The organism is Pseudomonas abietaniphila (genome assembly GCF_900100795.1).
Classification (GTDB): Bacteria; Pseudomonadota; Gammaproteobacteria; order Pseudomonadales; family Pseudomonadaceae; genus Aquipseudomonas; species Aquipseudomonas abietaniphila.
Map to the genome: position 1 here is coordinate 53,074 of NZ_FNCO01000017.1, position 19,114 is coordinate 72,187.

At 60.2% G+C, this 19,114-nt stretch carries 16 protein-coding genes; 5 read left to right on the forward strand and 11 right to left on the reverse strand.

Annotation, left to right across the window (positions count from 1 at the left end; genetic code table 11):
* Nucleotides 1–137 precede the first annotated feature (137 nt).
* From BLS87_RS26165 to BLS87_RS26175, 3 genes are read left to right on the forward strand one after another with little or no spacing between them, the layout of a single operon-like run.
* The gene (locus BLS87_RS26165; RefSeq protein ID WP_074757188.1) at nt 138–1,379 is read left to right on the forward strand and encodes an exonuclease SbcCD subunit D C-terminal domain-containing protein; all 1,242 of its coding nucleotides are present in this window, start codon (nt 138–140) and stop codon (nt 1,377–1,379) included.
* Nucleotides 1,376–5,020 (forward strand): AAA family ATPase, encoded by a 3,645-nt coding sequence (locus BLS87_RS26170; RefSeq protein WP_074757190.1) that lies wholly within the window; start codon nt 1,376–1,378, stop codon nt 5,018–5,020. Before BLS87_RS26165 ends, BLS87_RS26170 begins: the two co-directional genes overlap by 4 nt.
* Nucleotides 5,017–5,616 carry a glutathione S-transferase gene (locus tag BLS87_RS26175; RefSeq protein WP_074757192.1) on the forward strand — a complete coding sequence of 200 codons (600 nt, stop codon included), beginning with the start codon at nt 5,017–5,019 and terminating at the stop codon, nt 5,614–5,616. Before BLS87_RS26170 ends, BLS87_RS26175 begins: the two co-directional genes overlap by 4 nt.
* A gap of 64 nt (nt 5,617–5,680) precedes the next feature.
* Here BLS87_RS26175 and BLS87_RS26180 read toward each other — a convergent pair whose 3' ends face one another.
* From BLS87_RS26180 to BLS87_RS26230, 11 genes are all read right to left on the reverse strand, one after another.
* Complete coding sequence (locus BLS87_RS26180; RefSeq protein WP_074757194.1) at nt 5,681–6,058, reverse strand: hypothetical protein; 378 nt, start codon at nt 6,056–6,058, stop codon at nt 5,681–5,683.
* Nucleotides 6,048–7,016 (reverse strand): hypothetical protein, encoded by a 969-nt coding sequence (locus tag BLS87_RS26185; protein WP_074757369.1) that lies wholly within the window; start codon nt 7,014–7,016, stop codon nt 6,048–6,050. Before BLS87_RS26185 ends, BLS87_RS26180 begins: the two co-directional genes overlap by 11 nt.
* A gap of 247 nt (nt 7,017–7,263) precedes the next feature.
* On the reverse strand, nt 7,264–7,497 hold the full coding sequence (locus BLS87_RS26190) for a hypothetical protein (protein WP_074757196.1): 234 nt from the start codon (nt 7,495–7,497) through the stop codon (nt 7,264–7,266).
* On the reverse strand, nt 7,494–7,685 hold the full coding sequence (locus tag BLS87_RS26195) for a hypothetical protein (protein WP_074757198.1): 192 nt from the start codon (nt 7,683–7,685) through the stop codon (nt 7,494–7,496). The genes BLS87_RS26190 and BLS87_RS26195 overlap by 4 nt, the downstream gene beginning before the upstream one ends.
* Nucleotides 7,686–8,135: 450 nt before the next feature.
* Entirely contained in the window at nt 8,136–8,318 is a 183-nt protein-coding gene (locus BLS87_RS26200; RefSeq protein WP_074757200.1) for a hypothetical protein, read from the reverse strand.
* A gap of 189 nt (nt 8,319–8,507) precedes the next feature.
* Nucleotides 8,508–9,674: a lactonase family protein gene (locus BLS87_RS26205; RefSeq protein ID WP_074757202.1), complete on the reverse strand. Its 1,167-nt coding sequence runs from the start codon at nt 9,672–9,674 to the stop codon at nt 8,508–8,510.
* 106 nt (nt 9,675–9,780) lie between these two features.
* Nucleotides 9,781–10,080, reverse strand: a complete 300-nt coding sequence (locus BLS87_RS26210) for a DUF5629 family protein (protein ID WP_074757204.1) — start codon at nt 10,078–10,080, stop codon at nt 9,781–9,783.
* A gap of 239 nt (nt 10,081–10,319) precedes the next feature.
* Entirely contained in the window at nt 10,320–11,645 is a 1,326-nt protein-coding gene (locus tag BLS87_RS26215) for an MFS transporter (RefSeq protein ID WP_074757206.1), read from the reverse strand.
* A 314-nt stretch (nt 11,646–11,959) separates the two neighbouring features.
* Nucleotides 11,960–13,543, reverse strand: a complete 1,584-nt coding sequence (locus BLS87_RS26220) for an aldehyde dehydrogenase (NADP(+)) (RefSeq protein WP_074757208.1) — start codon at nt 13,541–13,543, stop codon at nt 11,960–11,962.
* Between the two features lie 205 nt (nt 13,544–13,748).
* The gene (araD1, locus tag BLS87_RS26225; RefSeq protein ID WP_074757210.1) at nt 13,749–14,741 is read right to left on the reverse strand and encodes an AraD1 family protein; all 993 of its coding nucleotides are present in this window, start codon (nt 14,739–14,741) and stop codon (nt 13,749–13,751) included.
* Nucleotides 14,742–14,876: 135 nt separating this feature from the next.
* On the reverse strand, nt 14,877–16,193 hold the full coding sequence (locus tag BLS87_RS26230; protein WP_074757212.1) for an MFS transporter: 1,317 nt from the start codon (nt 16,191–16,193) through the stop codon (nt 14,877–14,879).
* A 221-nt stretch (nt 16,194–16,414) separates the two neighbouring features.
* Between BLS87_RS26230 and BLS87_RS26235 the strand changes: the two genes are divergently transcribed.
* Both BLS87_RS26235 and BLS87_RS26240 read left to right on the forward strand, forming a co-directional pair.
* The gene (locus BLS87_RS26235) at nt 16,415–18,157 is read left to right on the forward strand and encodes an IlvD/Edd family dehydratase (RefSeq protein WP_074757214.1); all 1,743 of its coding nucleotides are present in this window, start codon (nt 16,415–16,417) and stop codon (nt 18,155–18,157) included.
* A gap of 216 nt (nt 18,158–18,373) precedes the next feature.
* Complete coding sequence (locus BLS87_RS26240) at nt 18,374–19,096, forward strand: FadR/GntR family transcriptional regulator (RefSeq protein WP_074757216.1); 723 nt, start codon at nt 18,374–18,376, stop codon at nt 19,094–19,096.
* Nucleotides 19,097–19,114 lie beyond the last annotated feature (18 nt).

A 19,114-nucleotide genomic window follows, 5' to 3' on the forward strand; every position in this document is an offset into this window, starting at 1 on the left:
GTGGGAACGCAACCCGTGACGCTGCGCGTCACATTGGCCGCAGAGCAGCCGACCCGGCATTCCCACGCGGAGCGTGAGGAACGATCAACGGGGTTGGCTTGCGGCCATCTGAAAACCATTCAACACAAGGTACCCCCATGCGTTTGTTCCACACCTCCGACTGGCACCTGGGCCAAAACCTCCATGGCCAGGAACGGGACTTCGAACACGCCAGCTTCCTGACCTGGCTGCTGGCCCGACTGGCCGAGCGCAAGCCCGATGTGCTGTTGATCGCCGGCGATATCTTCGACACCGTCAACCCGCCGGTCAAATCCCAGGAGCGGCTGTACGACTTCATCGTCAGCGCCCACGAACAAAACCCGCAACTGACCATCGTGATGATCGCCGGCAACCACGACTCCGGTTCGCGCATCGAACTTCCCGCACCGCTGATGCGACGCCTGCGCACCCACGCGCTGGGCCGTGTGCTGTGGCTCGATGACGGCGTGCTCGACGTCGATCGCCTGTTGCTGCCGCTGACCAACGCCAAAGGCAAAGTGCTGGGCTGGTGCCTGGCGCTGCCGTTCCTGCGTCCCGCCGAAGTCACCGGCCCGACGTTGGGCGACAGCTACCTGCGCGGCATCGGACAGGTTCACGAGATGCTGATTGCCGCCGCCAACCTGAAACGCAAAAAAGGCCAGGCGCTGATCGCTATCAGTCACGCCCACATGGCGGGCGGCTCGGTCTCGGAAGACTCCGAGCGCAGCCTGATCATCGGCAACGCCGAAGCCCTGCCCGCCAGCTTGTTTGGCGAGAGCATCACCTACGTTGCCCTCGGCCACCTGCACAAGCCACAACGGGTCAATGGCGAAGACCGCATTCGCTACAGCGGCTCGCCGATCCCGTTGTCGTTCTCGGAGATCGGCTATCAGCATCAGATCCTCGAAATCGAATGCGAGGGCGACACGCTCGCCAGCGTCAAACCGCTGCTGATCCCCCGCGCGGTCAACCTGCAACGGATCGGGCCGGCACCGCTGGCCGACCTGTTGATGCAACTCAAGGACCTGCCGGACATCGACCTGCTGGCCGACATCGACCGCCAACCCTGGCTCGAAGTCCGCGTGCGCCTGGACGAACCGCAGCCTGACCTGCGCAACCAGATTGAGGCCGCGCTGGAAAACAAGGCCGTGCGACTGGTGCGCATCGCCGCCGAATACGCGGGCAAAGGCGCCCGCGACGAAGACGGCAATCAGGACCTGATCGAACTGGATCAACTCAGCCCGCAGGAATTGTTCAGCCGCGCCTGGCTCGACAATTACGGCAACGAGGTCGACGAACAGACGTTGCAGGACTTCGCCTTACTGCTGCAGGACGTGCAACTGGAGAGCGAACAGCCATGAAGATTCTCGCCATTCGCTTGAAAAACCTCGCCTCACTTGCAGGCCCGTTCGAACTGGATTTCACCGCCGAGCCTCTGGCCAGCGCAGGCCTGTTCGCCATCACCGGTCCGACCGGCGCGGGCAAAAGCACACTACTCGATGCCCTGTGCCTGGCGCTGTTCGGCGCGATCCCGCGGCTGAACGATGTCGGCCAGTCCAGGGTCCCGGAAATCGACGGCGACATCAGCACCAGCGATCCGCGTAACCTGCTGCGGCGCGGCACCGGCAGCGGTTACGCCGAGGTGGATTTCGTCGGCATCGACAAGCGTCGTTATCGTGCGCGCTGGGAAACCAACCGCGCCCGTGACAACGCCACGAAAAAGCTTCAGGCCAGCCGTCAGACCCTGACCGATCTGGACAGCGAGCAGATTCTCAGCAGCCAGAACAAGACCGAATACAAGACCCTGCTCGAAGCCCGGCTGGGGCTTAATTTCGAGCAGTTCACACGCGCCGTGATGCTGGCGCAAAGCGAGTTCAGCGCGTTCCTCAAGGCCGACGATAAAGAGCGCAGCGAGCTGCTGGAAAAGCTCACGGACACCGCCATCTACAGCCAGCTCGGCCGTCGCGCGTTCAGCAAGAGCAAGGAAGCCGAGGAAACACTCAAAGCCCTGAATGCGCAGGCCGGCAACCTGACCCCGCTGGAGCCCGACCAGCGCGCCGAGCTCGAGCAACGCTTCGCTGACGCCCAGCAGCAACTGAAACAGGGGCAGGCTCAACTGCGCCAGCTGGAACTCAAACAGCAATGGCTGACGGAGCTGAACCGCCTGCGCGACAGCCACCAGGCGGCCAATGAAAAACTCATCGATGCGCAGCAGACCTGGGATAACCAGGCCGGCGACCGCCAGCAACTGGGCCAGCTCGAACGCCTTGCCCCACAGCGTCATCTGTTCGGTCAGCGCAAGAAGCTGGACGCTCAACTCAGTCCGCTGACAGCGGTTATTCAGGCCCATGCTCAGCAACAGACAGAGGCTCAGGCCCGCCTGGACGCTCTGGAGACCCAGCTCGCCAGCGCGCTCACCGCGCTTCAACACGCACAGGAACACCAGCAAGCCAGCGCGCCGACACTGCGCGAGGCGTTCGAGCAGCAGGTTCAGCTCAACCATCTGAATCAGGAACTGCAACAGGTCAGTGAGCAGGCTCGTGTGGCCGAGCAATCCAGCCACGACGGCCAGGTCCTGCTCAATGAAATGGGCGAGCAGCAACGGCAGGTCGAAGCCCGTCTGCAATCCATCGCCGAACACCTGCAGAACAGCGCAGCCCTCAGCTCACTCAGCCAGTCGTGGGACGCCTATCGACCCCGCCTGCAACAGATCGTGCTGGTCAGTTCGCGCCTGAACAAAGGCCGTGAAGAACTGCCCGCACTGGAGCAAGGGGCCACGCGGGCCGAACAGGCCCTGAGCGAACGCCGAAGCGCCTTGCAGGCACTGTATGACGATGCCCAGGTCAAGGCCGACGCCGTCAGTCAGGAGATCGAACGCCTCGGCACGCTGTTGCAGGAAAACCGTCAGCAGCACGCCGCCAGCGACTCGCTCGAGCGCCTGTGGCAGCGTCATCAGGACATCGCGACGCGCCTGCAGGACGTGCAGAACGGTCAGCAACAGGCCACCGAGCGCCGCGCGCAAGGCATCGCTCAGGGCCTGAAGCTCAAGGGTGAACACGAGGCCGCCGAGCAAGCGCTGAAGGTCACCGTCGAACTGCTGCAACGCCAGCGGCTGGCGCGCAGTGCAAGCGTGGAGCAATTGCGCGGGCAACTGGTGGATCAACAGCCGTGCCCGGTGTGCGGCAGCGAAGAGCATCCGTATCACCAGTCCGAAGCGTTGCTCGAGGCGCTGTCCGGGCATGACGACAGCGAAGAAACCCAGGCACGGCTGAAGGTCAGCCAGCTCAGCGAAAAGCTCGCTGAATTGCGCGCAGAAGTCGGTGAGCTGAACAACCAGTTGAAGGTCTCCAAACCGCAACTGGATCAGCTCAGCGAGCAGTTGCACAAGCTCACACCGGAACTGGAAGGCCATGCCCTGTATGCGCGATTGCTGGAGCAACCCGAGCACCTGCGTACTGACTGGCTGAGCGAGCGGCTGCACCAGCTGGCGCAGGAAATTCTCACCGCCGAGCAACGCCAGACCCGGCTGCTCAAGGTGCAGCGCGACGCCGAATCCTTGCAGCAGCAGGTTCAGGACGCGCGCGAGGCCAGTCAGCAGGCGATGAAACTGCTGGACGATCAACAGCGCAACATCTCCCTGGACAATCAGACGTTCGAAACCGCGCTGCAGGAATTCGAGCCGCTGTTGCCCGCCGAGAGCCTGTCGTCGTGGCGCGATTCGGCCACAGAAAGCTTTCTGCAGCTGGACAACGACATTGCCCGCCGCATCGAACAGTTGGGGCAACAGAAGGACGAACAACAGGAACACAGCGCGCGGGCACTGAAAATCGAGCGCGAGCAGATCACTCAAGAAGCTCGCCTGCACGAGCATCAGAAGCTGCAAAAACAGCTCGACGCCAGCCAGCAGCAACAGCGGGTCGTTCAGCAACGCTTGCAGGAAATCCTCGGCGAACATGCCAGCGCCGAGCAGTGGCAACAGCACCTCGAACGCACTGTGGAGCAAGCGCGGCAAGCCCAGGCCACCACGACCGAGGCCTTGCAACTGGCCCGCAGCGAACTGATCAAGCTGAGCGCAGAGCTGGACAACGAAACTCAGCGCTTGCAAGGCCTGGAGCTGGAACTGGCCGAGCTCGGCGGGCAGATCAACGCGTGGCGCGGTCAGCACAGCGAACTGGACGACGCCGCACTGGACACCTTGCTGGGCATGAGCGATGACAGCGTCGGGCAATTGCGCCAGCGCTTGCAGCTGAGCGAAAAAGCCCTGGAGCAAGCCAGAGTGCTGGTGCAAGAGCGCGACGCTCAGCTGCAACAGCATCAGGCGCAACACAGCGACATCGCGGATGGCGAGCAATTGGCGTCGGCGTTGACGGATGCGCAGAGCCTGTCCGCCACTCACGATCAGTTGTGTGCCGATTTGCGCGCGCAAATCAGTGAAGACGACCGTCGTCGCACTGCCAGCAGCGAATTGCAGGCGCGAATCGCCGCCGCCTATTCGGAGTTCCAGCGTTGGGGCCGGATCAATGCCTTGATAGGGTCGGCCACGGGCGACACCTTCCGCAAGATCGCCCAGACGTACAACCTAGATCTGCTGGTGCATCACGCCAACGCGCAGCTCAAACAACTGGTGCGGCGTTATCGCCTGAAGCGCGGCGGCAGCATGCTCGGCTTGCTGGTGATGGACACCGAAATGGGCGATGAGCTGCGTTCGGTGCATTCGTTGTCAGGCGGCGAAACCTTCCTGGTGTCGCTCGCCCTCGCACTCGGCCTGGCGTCCATGGCGTCCAGCACCTTGAAAATCGAGTCGCTGTTCATCGACGAAGGCTTCGGCAGCCTCGACCCCGAATCGCTGCAGCTGGCGATGGATGCCCTGGATGGCTTGCAGGCTCAAGGGCGCAAGGTGGGGGTGATTTCCCACGTACAGGAAATGCACGAGCGGATTCCGGTGCAGATTCAGGTGCGCCGCCAAGGCAATGGCCTGAGCACCGTGGAGGTCAGTGGATGAGCACCCTGCTCTATTCGTTCCGACGTTGCCCGTATGCCATGCGTGCGCGCATGGCAGTGGCGTATTCGGGCGTACCGGTTGAGTTGATTGAAGTCAGCCTCAAGGCCAAGCCACCGGAGATGCTCGAGCGCTCGCCCAAGGGCACCGTGCCGGTGCTGGTGTTGGATGACCAGGTGCTGGAACAGAGCCTGGACATCATGCGCTGGGCACTGGCCCAACATGACCCGGACGATTGGTCCATGGCCTCTGATCCGGAGGCGCAGCGGCAGATCGCTGACCTGATCGCGGAGAACGACACCGGTTTCAAGACCGATCTGGATCACTACAAATACGCCGTGCGCCATCCGGAATTCACTCAGGCCGAGTACCGCGCACGTGGGGAAGTGTTCCTGAATAAGCTGGAAGGTTTGTTGAGTGATCGCGACTTTCTGGTGACTGATCACCTGACGCTGGCAGACATTGCGCTGGCGCCTTTCGTGCGCCAGTTCTGCGGTGTCGATCCGGACTGGTTCTGGCAAGCGCCGTATCCAAGACTGCAGGGATGGCTCACGCGGTTTCTGGAGTCGGGGTTGTTCAAGCAGGCGATGAAGAAGTAGATACGGCACGCCCCGGCTCTCGTAGCCGCACGGCTTGCCGGCGGGGGCGTATTTGAGTTCGCCGTCAGAGTATTTTTCCGGCCAGCAACAGCTGAACAAACATCACCAAGAGCAATACGGCCCCCGTCACATTCGGAATAATGGCCCAACGTTTGAGGTGGATTGGCATGTTTTTAACATCGTCTGGGTCTACTAAGCCTTTGCGCGCATACATTTTTGTGAACAACAATGCCCCCGTTGCCGTTGCGTACCTCCATTGACGCCCTTGCAACCCTAAATTCTGACGCTGTCGCCTGGAATCGATGATGATTTGGCAATTTCCCAACGCGTCTTCTATTTGCTCCAGCCTGAAGAGTGCGGCCCACAACGAGACCGCCCCATCGACAAGTAAGATAACCATGCTCAAAACCATGCTCCAGTCCAGGATGAATTTAGCGTCCATGGATTTCCTCGTATAACAGGATGGTTGAGTCTTCTCCCACCATCGATCCGATTTTTCCACCACCCCATGCTGTAACTGCTCCTGCCACTACGGCGCATGCAGCTAATATCATCCCGCCGGACGCGGCCCCCAGCCCAACGCAAACTGCTTCGCCCGCCAGTGTTCCAACAGTTCCGCCAGCCCAGGAGCCTGCTATCCCCCCTGCCGTTTTCCCGGTTTCCACATATTTCGCCCTGGTACATTCCTCCGCTCGTCCCTTAGAACACGCCTCTTTGATCTCCAGCGCTCCAGCGCCCACGTCGAGGGCAATTCCTACATAAGCCCCTTTGCTCAATGCTCCTGCCAGTTTGGAAACACCTCTAACATTTTTCGCATACCCCCGGATCTCGCCCGTATGCAGATAACTCTTGCTGGAGATACCGAGTATTCGCTTCATCTTGCCATCCCTGCCGAGGCCCGACCCAAAGCGACCAATTCCCTTGAGGTTGGCTTCAATACGGGTAAACAAGACACGGCGCTGTGCGAAGAACTCGTCGTTGGTCACACCACTAGCACGCCACCGCCGATGCAGCGCCTCGGTCTGCTTTAGCAAGTCCTCCAATTCCTTGAGATATTTGCTCCATACAGACGTGGTGGCTCCGATACCAATGGACCCATACGACATGATGCTCTGGATCATGTCGTAGTTATGCACCATCGCGTAGCTGGCGTCCCCTTCCACGCCAATCAGCGCGCCTCGAACGTCCGATGCCAATTGCATCAATTGGGTTTCTTCCGGAGTGCACAGATGAGTGGAGCCTTCACTCACTACCACTATCTCTCCCGGCATCACCACGCCGTTGCGAAGAAAAGGATTGAGTTGATCGAGTTTCGCGCGAGTGCTCGCGGGCAGAAGGTTATCGCGCATATGGTTGTAGATACGGATTTCGTCGTTAACGAAAGCGTAGGGTTGCGACACGTCAGGCTCCTTTTGCGTGAAAGGACTGCCGCCGCGCAGCGTCCTTTCCATTTCCATGGAAGCCGGACAGTAAGTTCAGAGCTTGGCGATGTCATTAAACAAACTGATGAAAAAGCCATAACTTCGAGATTTTCAGAAATGCCCTACATACGCAACTCAACGTCCCACCTGGCAGCATGGTTTGCTGGCGCGAGTGTCTTGGAATCGCTATCGCCGAAAAGCCGCACTGCTACGTGGTATCCGGAGATCACGCCATCGTGTTCAACTGAAAAACCAACGAAAACAACTCGCCGTGTTTCGGCGGCGGGTTGCCGGCGTTGAGCTGTTGCGCGCGCTGCATTTCGATGGCTTCGGCAACTTCGGTCTTGAATTCCATGCTGCGCGCCACACCGCCCACCGACCCTTCGCCGTGACCCAGCAACGAGCAGCCGTTGTTGATCAGGGCGAAAAACACGATCACCCAAAAATTCACGCCTCTCACGACGCACGCTCCTGCGTGTTGACAGCAGCACGATCAAGTTTGACGACGGACGATTGAGCCGACACCGATGCCGGTGCAGTCAGTTGTGGATTCATGCTGGTAACGGTGACCACTGCAATGAAAACAACATACAACGCGATGGCGGTGTAAGCGCCGTGTTTAAGTGAATGAAGAATGGCAGTGGCCATAACAGTTGCTCCAGGATGTTTCGTTTCTGGCGCCCAGAATGCCCGGAGTGACTATTAATGAAAAACGATGCGCAGCGATTCAAAAGATCGATTCGGTTGATTATTTAAGAACTTAATCAAGCCGATAGCGTAATGCCTTTTGTAGGAGCGCACGCCTACACAACAACACTATTAAGATGAAGGCATAAAAAAATCCCCGTCGCTTATTCAGCAGACGGGGACCAAAGGGAGGGAATTCAACGCTTTCGCGAGCAAGCTCGCCGACATTTGATGCATGGCCTGACACGCAGTGGTCAGTGGGTCGCATCAACCTGTTAAAGGCGAATTTGCTCGCGAAAGCGTTCTTGCACTCGGAGCAGGTATAACAATTGAACCCGTTCACTTCTTACAAATCCATTCCCCGGTATCGTGTGCTTCGTTAACGGGGAATGGATTCACATCGAGTTCTATTCATTGCTGGGTCTTATGATCCAGAGCCGCATAGAAGTTAGCACTTTGTTGCAAGTACTTCGGGGTGTAACTCTGGGTCGAGCTGACTTTTTTGTCTGTGACGTCGACACTGGCACTGGCGGGCAATGCAACAGTAGCGGAGATGGCAGACGCGGCGATGATGGAGAAGATATTGAAGTTCATGGGGTGTACCTCGGTGTTGATGTTTCGTTTCAAGTCTTGACCGTCTAGGCCGTGGAATTAAAAGTACGCCCGAGGAGCTTTCAGAAAAAATCTTTTCTGGCACTAGCCCTTATCACCTGAATTAATACATGGCTCCAGCCCTTGATTTTCAAGGGCTGGAGCCTGCGTCAACGTGTCACTTGCCAGCCGTCACGGCTTCAAAAAACGGAAATCCGAGGGGGAATCGAAGTCGACTTTCTGCACGGTGTCGCCCAACACACCGGTTTTGGGGTCCACACGGACCGTCACGATCTGGTTGCTCTTCTGGTTCGCAATCAGCACGAAATGACCGCTAGGGTCGAAGCTGAACTCACGAGGCTCCTTGCCTTCCACCGAGCGGCGCTGGATTTCCTTCAACTGGCCAGTGCCCGAATTGATGCTGAAGACCAGCAGTTCGTTGACCTCGCCCCGATTGGCGACGTAAAGGAACTTGCCATCCGGCGAGGTGTGCAAGCCACCGGCTGCGCGGTATTGCTGACCGTCTTTATTGGCCAGGTCCACCAACGCCGTGCGCTTGAACACGCCATCGTGGTAATCGAACACCGCCACCTGCGCGCTCATTTCCATGGTCAGCCACGCGTGCTTGCCGTCCTTGCTGAACAGCAAGTGACGTGGACCGCTCCCCGGCGGCAGGTCAACCGATGGCGCTTTGGCGGGTGTCAGGGGTTGGGTTTTCTTGCCGTCGTAGTTGAAGACGAACATCTTGTCGGCGCCCAGGTCCATGGCGATCAGGTACTTGCCATCGGGGGTCGGCACGGCGGCATGCACGTGGGATGACGCCTGGCGTTCCGGGTTGACCTTGCTGGCTTCGTGCGTCGCAGTCTGCGCGACGGCAGACAGCTTGCCATCCTTGCCGACCGGCACGACCGCCAGAGAACCGCCCGGATCGGGGTGTACGGCGTAGTTGGCCACGAACAGGAAGCGCCCATCCAGACTCAGGTTCGAATGCGTCGGCTCTTCACCCTTGCTCTCGATCTGGTTGATGAACGACACCGCGTGGGTCTTGGGGTCGATGGAGAAGCTGCTGACCTTGCCGACGACGTCCGTCTGACCGGGACCGTTCTCGTTGACCGCAAACAGGTGGCGCTGGTCTTTGGAGAGGGTCAACCAGGACGGGTTTTCGCTTTTGATCACCTGACGTGGCTTCGCTTCGAGCTGGCCGGTCTGGGTGTTGAAGCCATAACGATAGATGCCTTCGCTGGCGCCAGCGGTGTAGGCACCCACCAGTACGTCGTAGTCGGTCATGGATTTCGCCTGAACGGAAACAGCGGTGAGGCTGCTGGCAAGCACCAGCCACGGCAGGAGTCTTGGGGTCATTGGGGCATTCTCTTTTTGAAATTGTTGGCGCGGTAAACGCGAGAATCAGGTCTATGACAGCGGTTTCAGCGCAGTAGTTGCCTGGCCTCAACACTGCAGGAAGGAATCAGCCCTGCTCGCCTTCCTCATCCTCATCACGCGCGGAGAAGCCGCTCAAGACAACGATGCGGTGATCGGCATTGCCGTCGTTGATGACCCAACTCTGCAGTTCGCTGTCGAACTCGGCAGAATCGATTTGCGCCAGCGAGAATCGCCAGACCTTGCGTTCGCGTCCGTCCATGCTTTCGATTTGCAGCATTTCGTCCAGCCTGAACTCGTAGGAGTGAAGGCCGTCGATCTGCAGCATGCTGTGAGACGTCAGTGCAGTATGCAGCGCGGTGCGCAGGGTTTCGGGGGTGTCGGTCATGGCAGTCGTTCGCGTAGGTTAAAGCGCGAATGATAGGACAAAAGCCGCCATCGCGGCGTGCGCCCAGGTTAAGCAACGCTGCATACACCTCTGTGGGAGCGAATTTATTCGCGAGAGGTCGGTGCATCCAATGAAGATCCATCGTCTGGGCCCTCTTCGCGAATGAATTCGCTCCCACAGATTCGGTGCTCGGCAACATTTACCCTGCCGCGCTCAAGCTCGCTCCCATCGGTTTCTTTTCAATCCTGAAGCGCTTCCTTCGCGTAGTAACGCTTCGGAATGCCCCACACGATCAGCGCAATGGCCAACACGCTTACCGCAAACAAGGCGAACAACGCAGGCGTTGCCGTGCCGGTGAGGTCCTTGATGCGCCCGACCATGAACGGCGCAATGATGCCGCCCAACTGACCCAGCGAGTTGATCAGCGCGATGCCCGCCGCTGCGGCGATACCGGTCAGGAAGCGTGGCGGGATGGTCCAGAAGATCGGCATCCAGGCAATGATGCCGGTCATGATCATGGTCATGCCGATCATCAAGGGCAGCAACTGGCCGGGGAACAGCGCGCAGACCAGATAGCCTGCGGCCGTCAGGGTTGCGCAGGCCGCCATGTGCCAGCGACGTTCGCGATGACGGTCGGAGCTGGCACCGATCAGCAGGTTACCGATCACCGCACCGATGTAGGGAATCACCGTCAGCCAGCCGATGTTCATGGTGTCGGTCACGCCCGCACTCTTGATCAGTTGCGGCATCCAGAACAGCAGACCTGTCAGCGCCATCACCAGGCAGAGGTAGATCGCCGACATGACGTAGGTGGTCGGGTGTTTCCAGATGTCCTTGACCTTCTGCGGCGTGGCGGGTTTGGCCTCTTTGGCCATGCGCGACAGCACCACCTGTTTTTCCTCAGCGCTGAGCCAAGGGGCGTCTTCGATGCGGTCCTTGACCAGCCAGAACACCACGCCGCCCAGCAGGATGGACGGGATGCCTTCCAGCAAGAACAGCCAGCGCCAGCCGGCCAGGCCCATGACGCCGTCGAAGTGGCCGAGGATCAGGCCGGCAATCGGACCGCCCACAATGCCGCACAGGCAGATGGAACTCTTGAAGTAGGAATTGACCCGAGCCCGTCGCGTGCTTGGGTACCACTGGGTGAAGAAATACAGCACGCCCGGGACAAAGCCGGCTTCCATCACGCCAATCAGAAAACGCAGGGTGTAGAACCAGAATTCGGTCTGCACGAACATCATGCAAGCTGAAGCGATACCCCACGACACCATGATCCGGGCGATCCAGATTCTCGCGCCGATCTTGTGCAGCAGCACGTTGCTGGGGACTTCGAAGAGGAAGTAGCCGACAAAGAACAGACTGGCGCCGAGGCCGTAAACGGTCTCGCTGAAGCCCAGGTCGCTGGCCATTTGCAGCTTGGCGAAACTGATGTTGACCCGATCCAGATAAGCGAACAGAAAACAGCAGATGAACAACGGGACGATGCGCCAGCTTACCTTGCGGTAGATGCTGTCCTCGAGCGCGTCGGTGTCGAGCTGTTCCAGCGGTATTGCATTGGCGGTCATGGGGCGCACCTCGTTTGTTTTTATGTGGGTGTCGGGTGTGTTGTGTTGATCCTGCGTTGAACAACTCTTTTGACCTGATCGTGCCCACGCTCTGCGTGGGCATGCAGCTCGTCACGCTCCGCGTCACAAAACGTCTGACGCGACAGGTCAGGTCGACCGCATTCTCTGGCTTTGCTGCCGGTTCCCGGCAGATCGCGGGACAAGCCACGCTCCTACAGGGGTTTTTGATCGTTCCCACGCTCTGCGTGGGCATGCAGCTCGTGACGCTCCGCGTCACCAGGACGCGGAGTGTGGGAGCGATCAGGTCAGGCGTATCAACCTACTGCTGCGGTGGTATTCACCCCGTCCACCAACCGCTGAATCCCCAGCGGGTTGGCGTTTTTCAGGGCGTCGGGCAAGGCACTGTCAGGGTAATTCTGGAAGCAGACCGGGCGCAGATAACGGTCGATCGCCAAGGTGCCGACCGACGTGCCGCGTGCATCGGAGGTCGCAGGATACGGCCCGCCGTGGACCATCGAGTCCACCACTTCAACCCCGGTCGGATAGCCATTGATCAGGATGCGCCCAACTTTCTGTTCCAGCAGGCCGGTCAATTCGCTGAAGCGCTGCATGTCGTCGCCGTCGACCAACAGCGTCGCCGTGAGCTGGCCATGAAGCCCGAGCAAGGCCTCGGTGAGCTGTGCCTGGTCGGCGACTTCAACCACGATTGAGGTCGGGCCGAAGACTTCTTCCTGCAGCAGTTCGTCACTCTCCAGCAACAGGCTGACATCGGCTTTGAACAGCTGCGGATGGGCCTGATCGCCCTTCTGCTCCTGGCCCGCCAGATGCTGGATGCCCGCATGAGCGTTCAATGCCTTGAGGCCACGGGTGTAACTGCTCAGGGTCCCGGCGTTGAGCATGGTCTGTGCTGGCTGGTCGTTGATCTGTGCGGCGAGACGCTGCTGGAATTCGCTGAAGGTCGGTGAACTGACGCCGATGATCAGGCCCGGATTGGTGCAGAACTGCCCGCAGCCTTGAACGATGGAACCGGCGAGTTCTGCGGCAATGCGTTCGCTGCGCAGCGCCAACGCTTGAGGCAGGATGATCACCGGGTTGATGCTCGACATTTCCGCGAACACCGGAATCGGTTGCGCACGCGCAGCCGCCATGTCACACAGCGCACGACCGCCTTTGAGCGAACCGGTAAAGCCTACCGCCTGGATCGCCGGGTGCTTGACCAGCCACTCGCCGACGCCGCCCCCATAGATCATGTTGAACACGCCCTTGGGCATGCCGGTTTTGTCGGCGGCACGCAGCAACGCGTCGGCGACCCACTCGGCTGTCGCCATGTGACCGCTGTGTGCCTTGAACACCACCGGGCAACCGGCCGCCAGCGCAGAGGCTGTATCCCCGCCAGCCGTGGAAAACGCCAGCGGGAAGTTGCTCGCGCCGAACACGGCCACCGGGCCGAGGCCGATGCGGTACTGGCGCAAGTCGGGTCGTGGCGCGGGCTTGCGATCCGGCAATGGCAGATCGATACGTGCGCCGTAGAAATCACCGCGACGCAGGACCTTGGCGAACAGACGCATTTGCCCGGTCACACGACCGCGCTCGCCTTGAATGCGCGCCGTCGGCAGCGCGGTCTCGCGGCAGACCGTGGCGATGAAGTCGTCGCCCAGTGCGTCCAGTTCGTCTGCGATGGCATCGAGGAACTGTGCGCGTTTTTCTGCGCTCAACGACCGGTAGGCCGGGTATGCGGAAGCGGCCGCTTTCGCCGCAGCGTCAACCTCTTCGACCGTGGCCTGATAGAAGTCGTGGGGCAGGTTTTCGCCGGTGCTGGCGTCGACGCTGTAAACGATGACGGTGCCAGCGGCACTGCGCTGGCCGCCGATGTAGTTGTGGCCGAGTATTTGGGTCATGAAAGGAGCTCCAGAAGCTTTTGACTCTGGCCGGAGGCCGTGGGAGCGTGGCTTGTCCCGCGAACGGCTGCGAAGCAGTCGTAAAACCGTATAACGCGATATGTCAGGTCAACCGCATTCTCTGGGTTTGCTGCCGGTTCCCGGCAGATCGCGGGACAAGCCACGCTCCTACGCCCTCCGGGCAGAAGCGATAGTGCGTGGTTGGTTAAAGCTGCTTGATACCGCCGGGCTGGAACACGCCCTCGGTTGGCGCAATGCCGTTGGTCAATGGCGCGCCGAATTCGCGCTGGCTGATCTCGAACGTGTCACCCGGCTGGGTCTTGATGCCGTCGGCGAACGACAGCGTCGCGGTGCCGAAGAAATGCACGTGCACGTCGCCCGGACGCAGGAACTGGCTGTATTTGAAGTGGTGGTATTCGAGGTTTTCGAGGCTGTGGCACATGTTGGCTTCGCCGCTCAGGAATTCCTTCTCCCACAGCACCTGACCGTCGCGCAGGATGCGGCTGGTGCCGGCCAGGTTCTGCGGCAGATCACCGACGCGCAGTTCCGGCCCGAACGAACAGGCACGCAGTTTGGAATGCGCCAGGTACAGGTAGTTTTTGCGCTCCATGACGTGGTCGGAGAACTCGTTGCCGATGGCAAAGCCCAGGCGATACGGTTTGCCATCGTTGCCGATCACGTACAGGCCGCTCAGCTCGGGCTCTTCGCCCGCGTCTTCGGAAAACGGGGGTTGCGGGAACGCAGCGCCAGGACGAACCACGATGCCGCCGTCACCTTTGTAGAACCACTCCGGTTGCACACCTGCCTGACCGGCTGCAGGTTTGCCGCCTTCGATGCCCCATTTGAAGATGCGCATGGTGTCGGTCATGGCCGATTCGTCATTGCCGTGCTGGTGCATCTTGTCGCGGGCCGAGGCACTGCCCAAATGGGTCAGACCGGTGCCGCTGACCAATACGTGCGCAGGATCCGGATGGTCCAGCGGCGGCAGGATCATCAGGTCGGCACGCAGTTGCGAGTAATCGTGACTGTCACCCAGGCCCAGGCTGTCGACCTGTTCGGCCAACGAGATCTTCTTGTCGATGGCTGCCAGCGCCAGTTCACGGGTGCTGGTCGCACCCTGCACTTCGCGCACCAGCGCGCCGTCCACCAGACCGACACGGCGTTCGCCGTTACCCAATTCGAATTGAACCAAATGCATGAAATGTCTCCTTTCCAGATGGTGTGCACGGTCCCTGTAGGAGCGCGCTTGCCCGCAATAGCTTTTTGCCTGAGACATCTTCATGCCTGACACAAAGCCTTCGCGGGCAAGCGCGCTCCTACACAGGCCGCGTCTTTAACGAGAGCTGCGCGCGCTGGCCGCGAATTTGGATTCCGGCAAGACGTGCTTGCGTTCCAGGACGCGGTACACGACGCCGGTGAGGATCAATCCGCAGATCATCACGCCCGACAGGAAATACAGGCCGGTGGCCAGGTTGCCGGTGATTTCCTTCAGCCAGCCAATAACGAACGGGCCGATATAACCGCCGAGGTTGCCGACCGAGTTGATCAGCGCGATACCGGCCGCTGCACTGGCACCGGCGAAGAAACGGCCCGGCAAGGTCCAGAACACCGCGGTGCAGGAAAACAGGGAAAACGCCACCAGAGACAACGCCGCCAGTTGCAGCACCGGCACGGTCAGGTAAGCCGACAGGAACAGGCCCAGCGCGCCGATGACGTAGAGCACGGCGAGGTGACCGTAGCGATCGTTCAGGCGGTCGGAGCTGCGGGGCACGATCAACAGACCGACGATGCCGAAGATGTAAGGCACTGCCGAAACGAAGCCGGTGACCAGATCGCTGCCGCCGAACTGTTTGATCAGCGTCGGCAACCACAGGCCCAGGCCATAGATGCTCAACGTGACGGGCAGATAGAACAGCGCCAGCAACAGCACTCGCTTGTCCTTCAGGGCGTGCAATGGATTGCCGTGACGGGTCTGGCCGTACGCTTCCAGGTCTTTTTTCAGCTCACCGGCGAGCCAGTCTTTTTCGACCGGATCCATCCACTTCACGTCTTTCGGGCCATCCGGCAACCAACGCAGCACGGGCCAGGTCAGCAGGATCGCCGGGGCGCCGATGCACAGGAACAGCCACTGCCAACCGTGCAGGCCGCCAACGCCTTCCATGCCCAGCAGACCGCCGGAAATCGGGCCGGTGATCATCATCGCGATGGGTTGGGACAGGATGAAAAGACCGAGGATCTTGCCGCGATGGCGCACCGGGAACCACTGAGTGATGTAGTACAGCACGCCCGGAAAGAAGCCCGCTTCGGCCGCGCCGAGCAGGAAGCGCATCACATAGAAGCTGGTCGGCCCTTGTACAAAGGCCATGCCCATGGTGATGGCGCCCCAGGTGATCATGATCCGCGCAAACCAGCGCCGCGCGCCGAAGCGTTCAAGCATCAGGTTGCTGGGGATTTCCAGCAGGAAGTAGCCAATGAAGAACAGCCCGGCGCCCATGCCATAGGCCGCGTCACCGATGCCGACGTCTGCGCCCATGTGCAACTTGGCGAAGCCGACGGCAGACCGGTCCACATACGCGATCAGGTACAACAGGATCAAAAAAGGGATGAGTTTCAAGGTGATGCGGCGAATAAGCCTGAGTTCCTGGCTCATGTATGCGGTCTCCACGTTGTTTTTGTTATGGAAGCTTCCGGGGATCGCCTCTGCCTTCGTGTGTGCCTTACTGCGATGAGTCAGGCTGGCAGGGTCGTCCCTCGATGGGAACCGACTATATAGTATTACTATTTGACGTTACAACACTTCCACTCAGACGATTTTCGGCCTATTTTAGTCAGCACGCGAAGCCTTTAGTCTTACAATAAGAGTGCTGATTTATGTCTGATTCCAATAAGAAACCCACCCTGCGTTCTGCCCAATGGTTCGGTACCGCCGACAAGAACGGCTTTATGTACCGCAGCTGGATGAAGAACCAGGGCATTGCCGACCACCAGTTTCAGGGCAAGCCCATCATCGGCATTTGCAACACCTGGTCCGAGCTCACACCGTGCAACGCCCACTTCCGCACCATCGCCGAACACGTCAAACGCGGCGTGATCGAAGCCGGCGGTTTCCCGGTTGAATTCCCAGTCTTCTCCAACGGCGAATCGAACCTGCGTCCAACTGCAATGCTGACCCGCAACCTGGCGAGCATGGACGTGGAAGAGGCGATTCGCGGCAACCCGATTGACGGCGTGGTGCTGTTGACCGGTTGCGACAAGACCACCCCTGCCCTGCTGATGGGCGCGGCGAGCTGCGACGTGCCGGCCATCGTCGTCACCGGCGGGCCGATGCTGAACGGCAAACACAAAGGCAAAGACATCGGCGCCGGGACCATCGTCTGGCAGATGCACGAGTCCTATAAAGCCGGGCAGATCAGCCTGGATGAATTCCTCTCCGCCGAAGCCGGCATGTCGCGCTCGGCAGGCACCTGCAACACCATGGGCACCGCCTCGACTATGGCCTGCATGGCCGAAGCACTCGGCACTTCGTTGCCGCACAACGCCGCCATTCCAGCGGTGGATTCACGCCGTTATGTATTGGCGCACATGTCCGGCATGCGCGCGGTGCAGATGGTCAACGAAGACCTGCGCCTGTCGAAGATCCTCACGAAAGAGGCGTTCGAAAACGCCATTCGCGTCAACGCTGCCATCGGCGGCTCGACCAACGCCGTGATTCACCTTAAGGCCATCGCCGGTCGTATCGGCGTGGACCTGGAACTGGACGACTGGACCCGCATCGGTCGCGGCACGCCGACTCTGGTCGACCTGCAGCCTTCGGGGCGCTTCCTGATGGAAGAGTTCTACTACGCGGGCGGCCTGCCTGCGGTACTGCGTCGTATGGGCGAAAACAACCTGATTCCCCACCCTGAAGCGCTGACCGCGAACGGCAAAACCCTTTGGGAAAACGTGCAGAACTCACCGATCTACGGCGATGACGAAGTGATCCGCGCCATCGACAACCCGCTGGTGGCCGACGGCGGCATCTGTGTGCTGCGTGGCAACCTTGCGCCGTTGGGCGCTGTGCTCAAACCGTCCGCTGCGACGCCCGCCTTGATGAAGCATCGCGGTCGCGCGGTGGTGTTCGAGAACTTCGACATGTACAAGGCGCGAATCAACGATCCGGAACTGGACGTGGACGCCGACAGCATTCTGGTCATGAAAAACTGCGGGCCGAAGGGTTATCCGGGCATGGCAGAGGTTGGCAACATGGGCCTTCCGGCCAAGCTGCTGGCGCAGGGCGTGACGGACATGGTGCGGATTTCCGATGCGCGCATGAGCGGCACGGCGTATGGCACGGTTGTGCTGCACGTTGCGCCGGAAGCGGCCGCGGGCGGTCCGTTGGCGGTGGTGCAGGAAGGTGACTACATCGAACTCGACTGCTCGACCGGACGCTTGCATCTGGACATCTCAGAAGCAGAACTTGCCGCGCGTCTGGCCGACTGGCAAGCGCCTCAGCAACTGCTGATCGGCGGTTATCGCCAGCTGTACATTGACCACGTCATGCAGGCGGATCAGGGGTGCGATTTTGACTTCCTGGTAGGGATGCGCGGGTCGGAAGTGCCAAGGCATTCTCACTGATACCTGCTTGCTGCATACGTACTGCGTGAACTGTAGGAGCGCGCTTGCCCGCGATAGCGGTGTGTCAGGTTCAAATAATTTGCCTGACACACCCTGATCGCGGGCAAGCGCGCTCCTACAGGTCTGGGTGTGACATCGAATTTCGCGTTGCGCCGCCCATTCCCCGCCAATGCTATGATGCGCGGCATTCACCGCTCAGGATCGCGCCGCGCCCCCATGGATTACCGTAAGCCCTCCGACCGCAAAAGCATGCACTCACGCATCGTCCAGGACATCGGCATGCAGATCGTTTCAGGCCGCTTCAAACCTGACGACAAGCTGCCCGCTGAAGCCTTGCTCTGTGAAGAATATGCCGTCAGTCGCCCGGTGTTGCGAGAGGCCACGCGTGTGCTGGTCGCCAAGGGCCTGGTCTATTCCCGTCCGCGTGTCGGCACGGTGGTCAAACCTCGCCGCGAATGGCACATCCTCGACCCGGACGTCCTTCACTGGCTGATGCAAAGCTCGCCGCAGAACGAGTTCTTCGCCCTGCTCACCAGCGTGCGCAGCATCATCGAACCCGCTGCCGCTGCCCTCGCCGCGCAACATGCCACCACCGATGAAATCGCCGCCATCGGCGAGGCGTATCAACGCATGGAAGCCGCGCCGACAGTGGAAGCCGTGCTGCAACCGGACCTGGATTTCCACAGCCGTATCGCCGACGCCACCCACAACGATCTGCTGGCCCATTTGTGCAACATGCTGTCGCTGGCCTTGCGCGAAGCGTTGAAGCATTCCAACAAACGCCCGAACCTGCACGAACTGGCCCTGCCCCGGCACAAGGCGATTCTGACCGCCATCGAAAACCGCGATGCCCTCGGCGCTCACCACGCCACGCTGGTCCAGTTGGACGACGCGCGTAACGCGCTGAATGTGGTGCTGGGACAAGGATTGAAGCTGTAGGCCGCCACGCAATTGTGC

What these genes read in the sequence shown, in the direction of transcription:
- BLS87_RS26165 (WP_074757188.1), top strand. Translation starts at nt 138, where the DNA reads ATGCGTTTGTTCCACACCTCCGACTGGCACCTGGGCCAAAACCTCCAT.
- BLS87_RS26170 (WP_074757190.1), top strand. Translation starts at nt 1,376, where the DNA reads ATGAAGATTCTCGCCATTCGCTTGAAAAACCTCGCCTCACTTGCAGGC.
- BLS87_RS26175 (WP_074757192.1), top strand. Translation starts at nt 5,017, where the DNA reads ATGAGCACCCTGCTCTATTCGTTCCGACGTTGCCCGTATGCCATGCGT.
- BLS87_RS26180 (WP_074757194.1), bottom strand. Translation starts at nt 6,058, where the DNA reads ATGGACGCTAAATTCATCCTGGACTGGAGCATGGTTTTGAGCATGGTT.
- BLS87_RS26195 (WP_074757198.1), bottom strand. Translation starts at nt 7,685, where the DNA reads ATGGCCACTGCCATTCTTCATTCACTTAAACACGGCGCTTACACCGCC.
- BLS87_RS26200 (WP_074757200.1), bottom strand. Translation starts at nt 8,318, where the DNA reads ATGAACTTCAATATCTTCTCCATCATCGCCGCGTCTGCCATCTCCGCT.
- BLS87_RS26205 (WP_074757202.1), bottom strand. Translation starts at nt 9,674, where the DNA reads ATGACCCCAAGACTCCTGCCGTGGCTGGTGCTTGCCAGCAGCCTCACC.
- BLS87_RS26210 (WP_074757204.1), bottom strand. Translation starts at nt 10,080, where the DNA reads ATGACCGACACCCCCGAAACCCTGCGCACCGCGCTGCATACTGCACTG.
- BLS87_RS26215 (WP_074757206.1), bottom strand. Translation starts at nt 11,645, where the DNA reads ATGACCGCCAATGCAATACCGCTGGAACAGCTCGACACCGACGCGCTC.
- BLS87_RS26220 (WP_074757208.1), bottom strand. Translation starts at nt 13,543, where the DNA reads ATGACCCAAATACTCGGCCACAACTACATCGGCGGCCAGCGCAGTGCC.
- araD1 (WP_074757210.1), bottom strand. Translation starts at nt 14,741, where the DNA reads ATGCATTTGGTTCAATTCGAATTGGGTAACGGCGAACGCCGTGTCGGT.
- BLS87_RS26230 (WP_074757212.1), bottom strand. Translation starts at nt 16,193, where the DNA reads ATGAGCCAGGAACTCAGGCTTATTCGCCGCATCACCTTGAAACTCATC.
- BLS87_RS26235 (WP_074757214.1), top strand. Translation starts at nt 16,415, where the DNA reads ATGTCTGATTCCAATAAGAAACCCACCCTGCGTTCTGCCCAATGGTTC.
- BLS87_RS26240 (WP_074757216.1), top strand. Translation starts at nt 18,374, where the DNA reads ATGGATTACCGTAAGCCCTCCGACCGCAAAAGCATGCACTCACGCATC.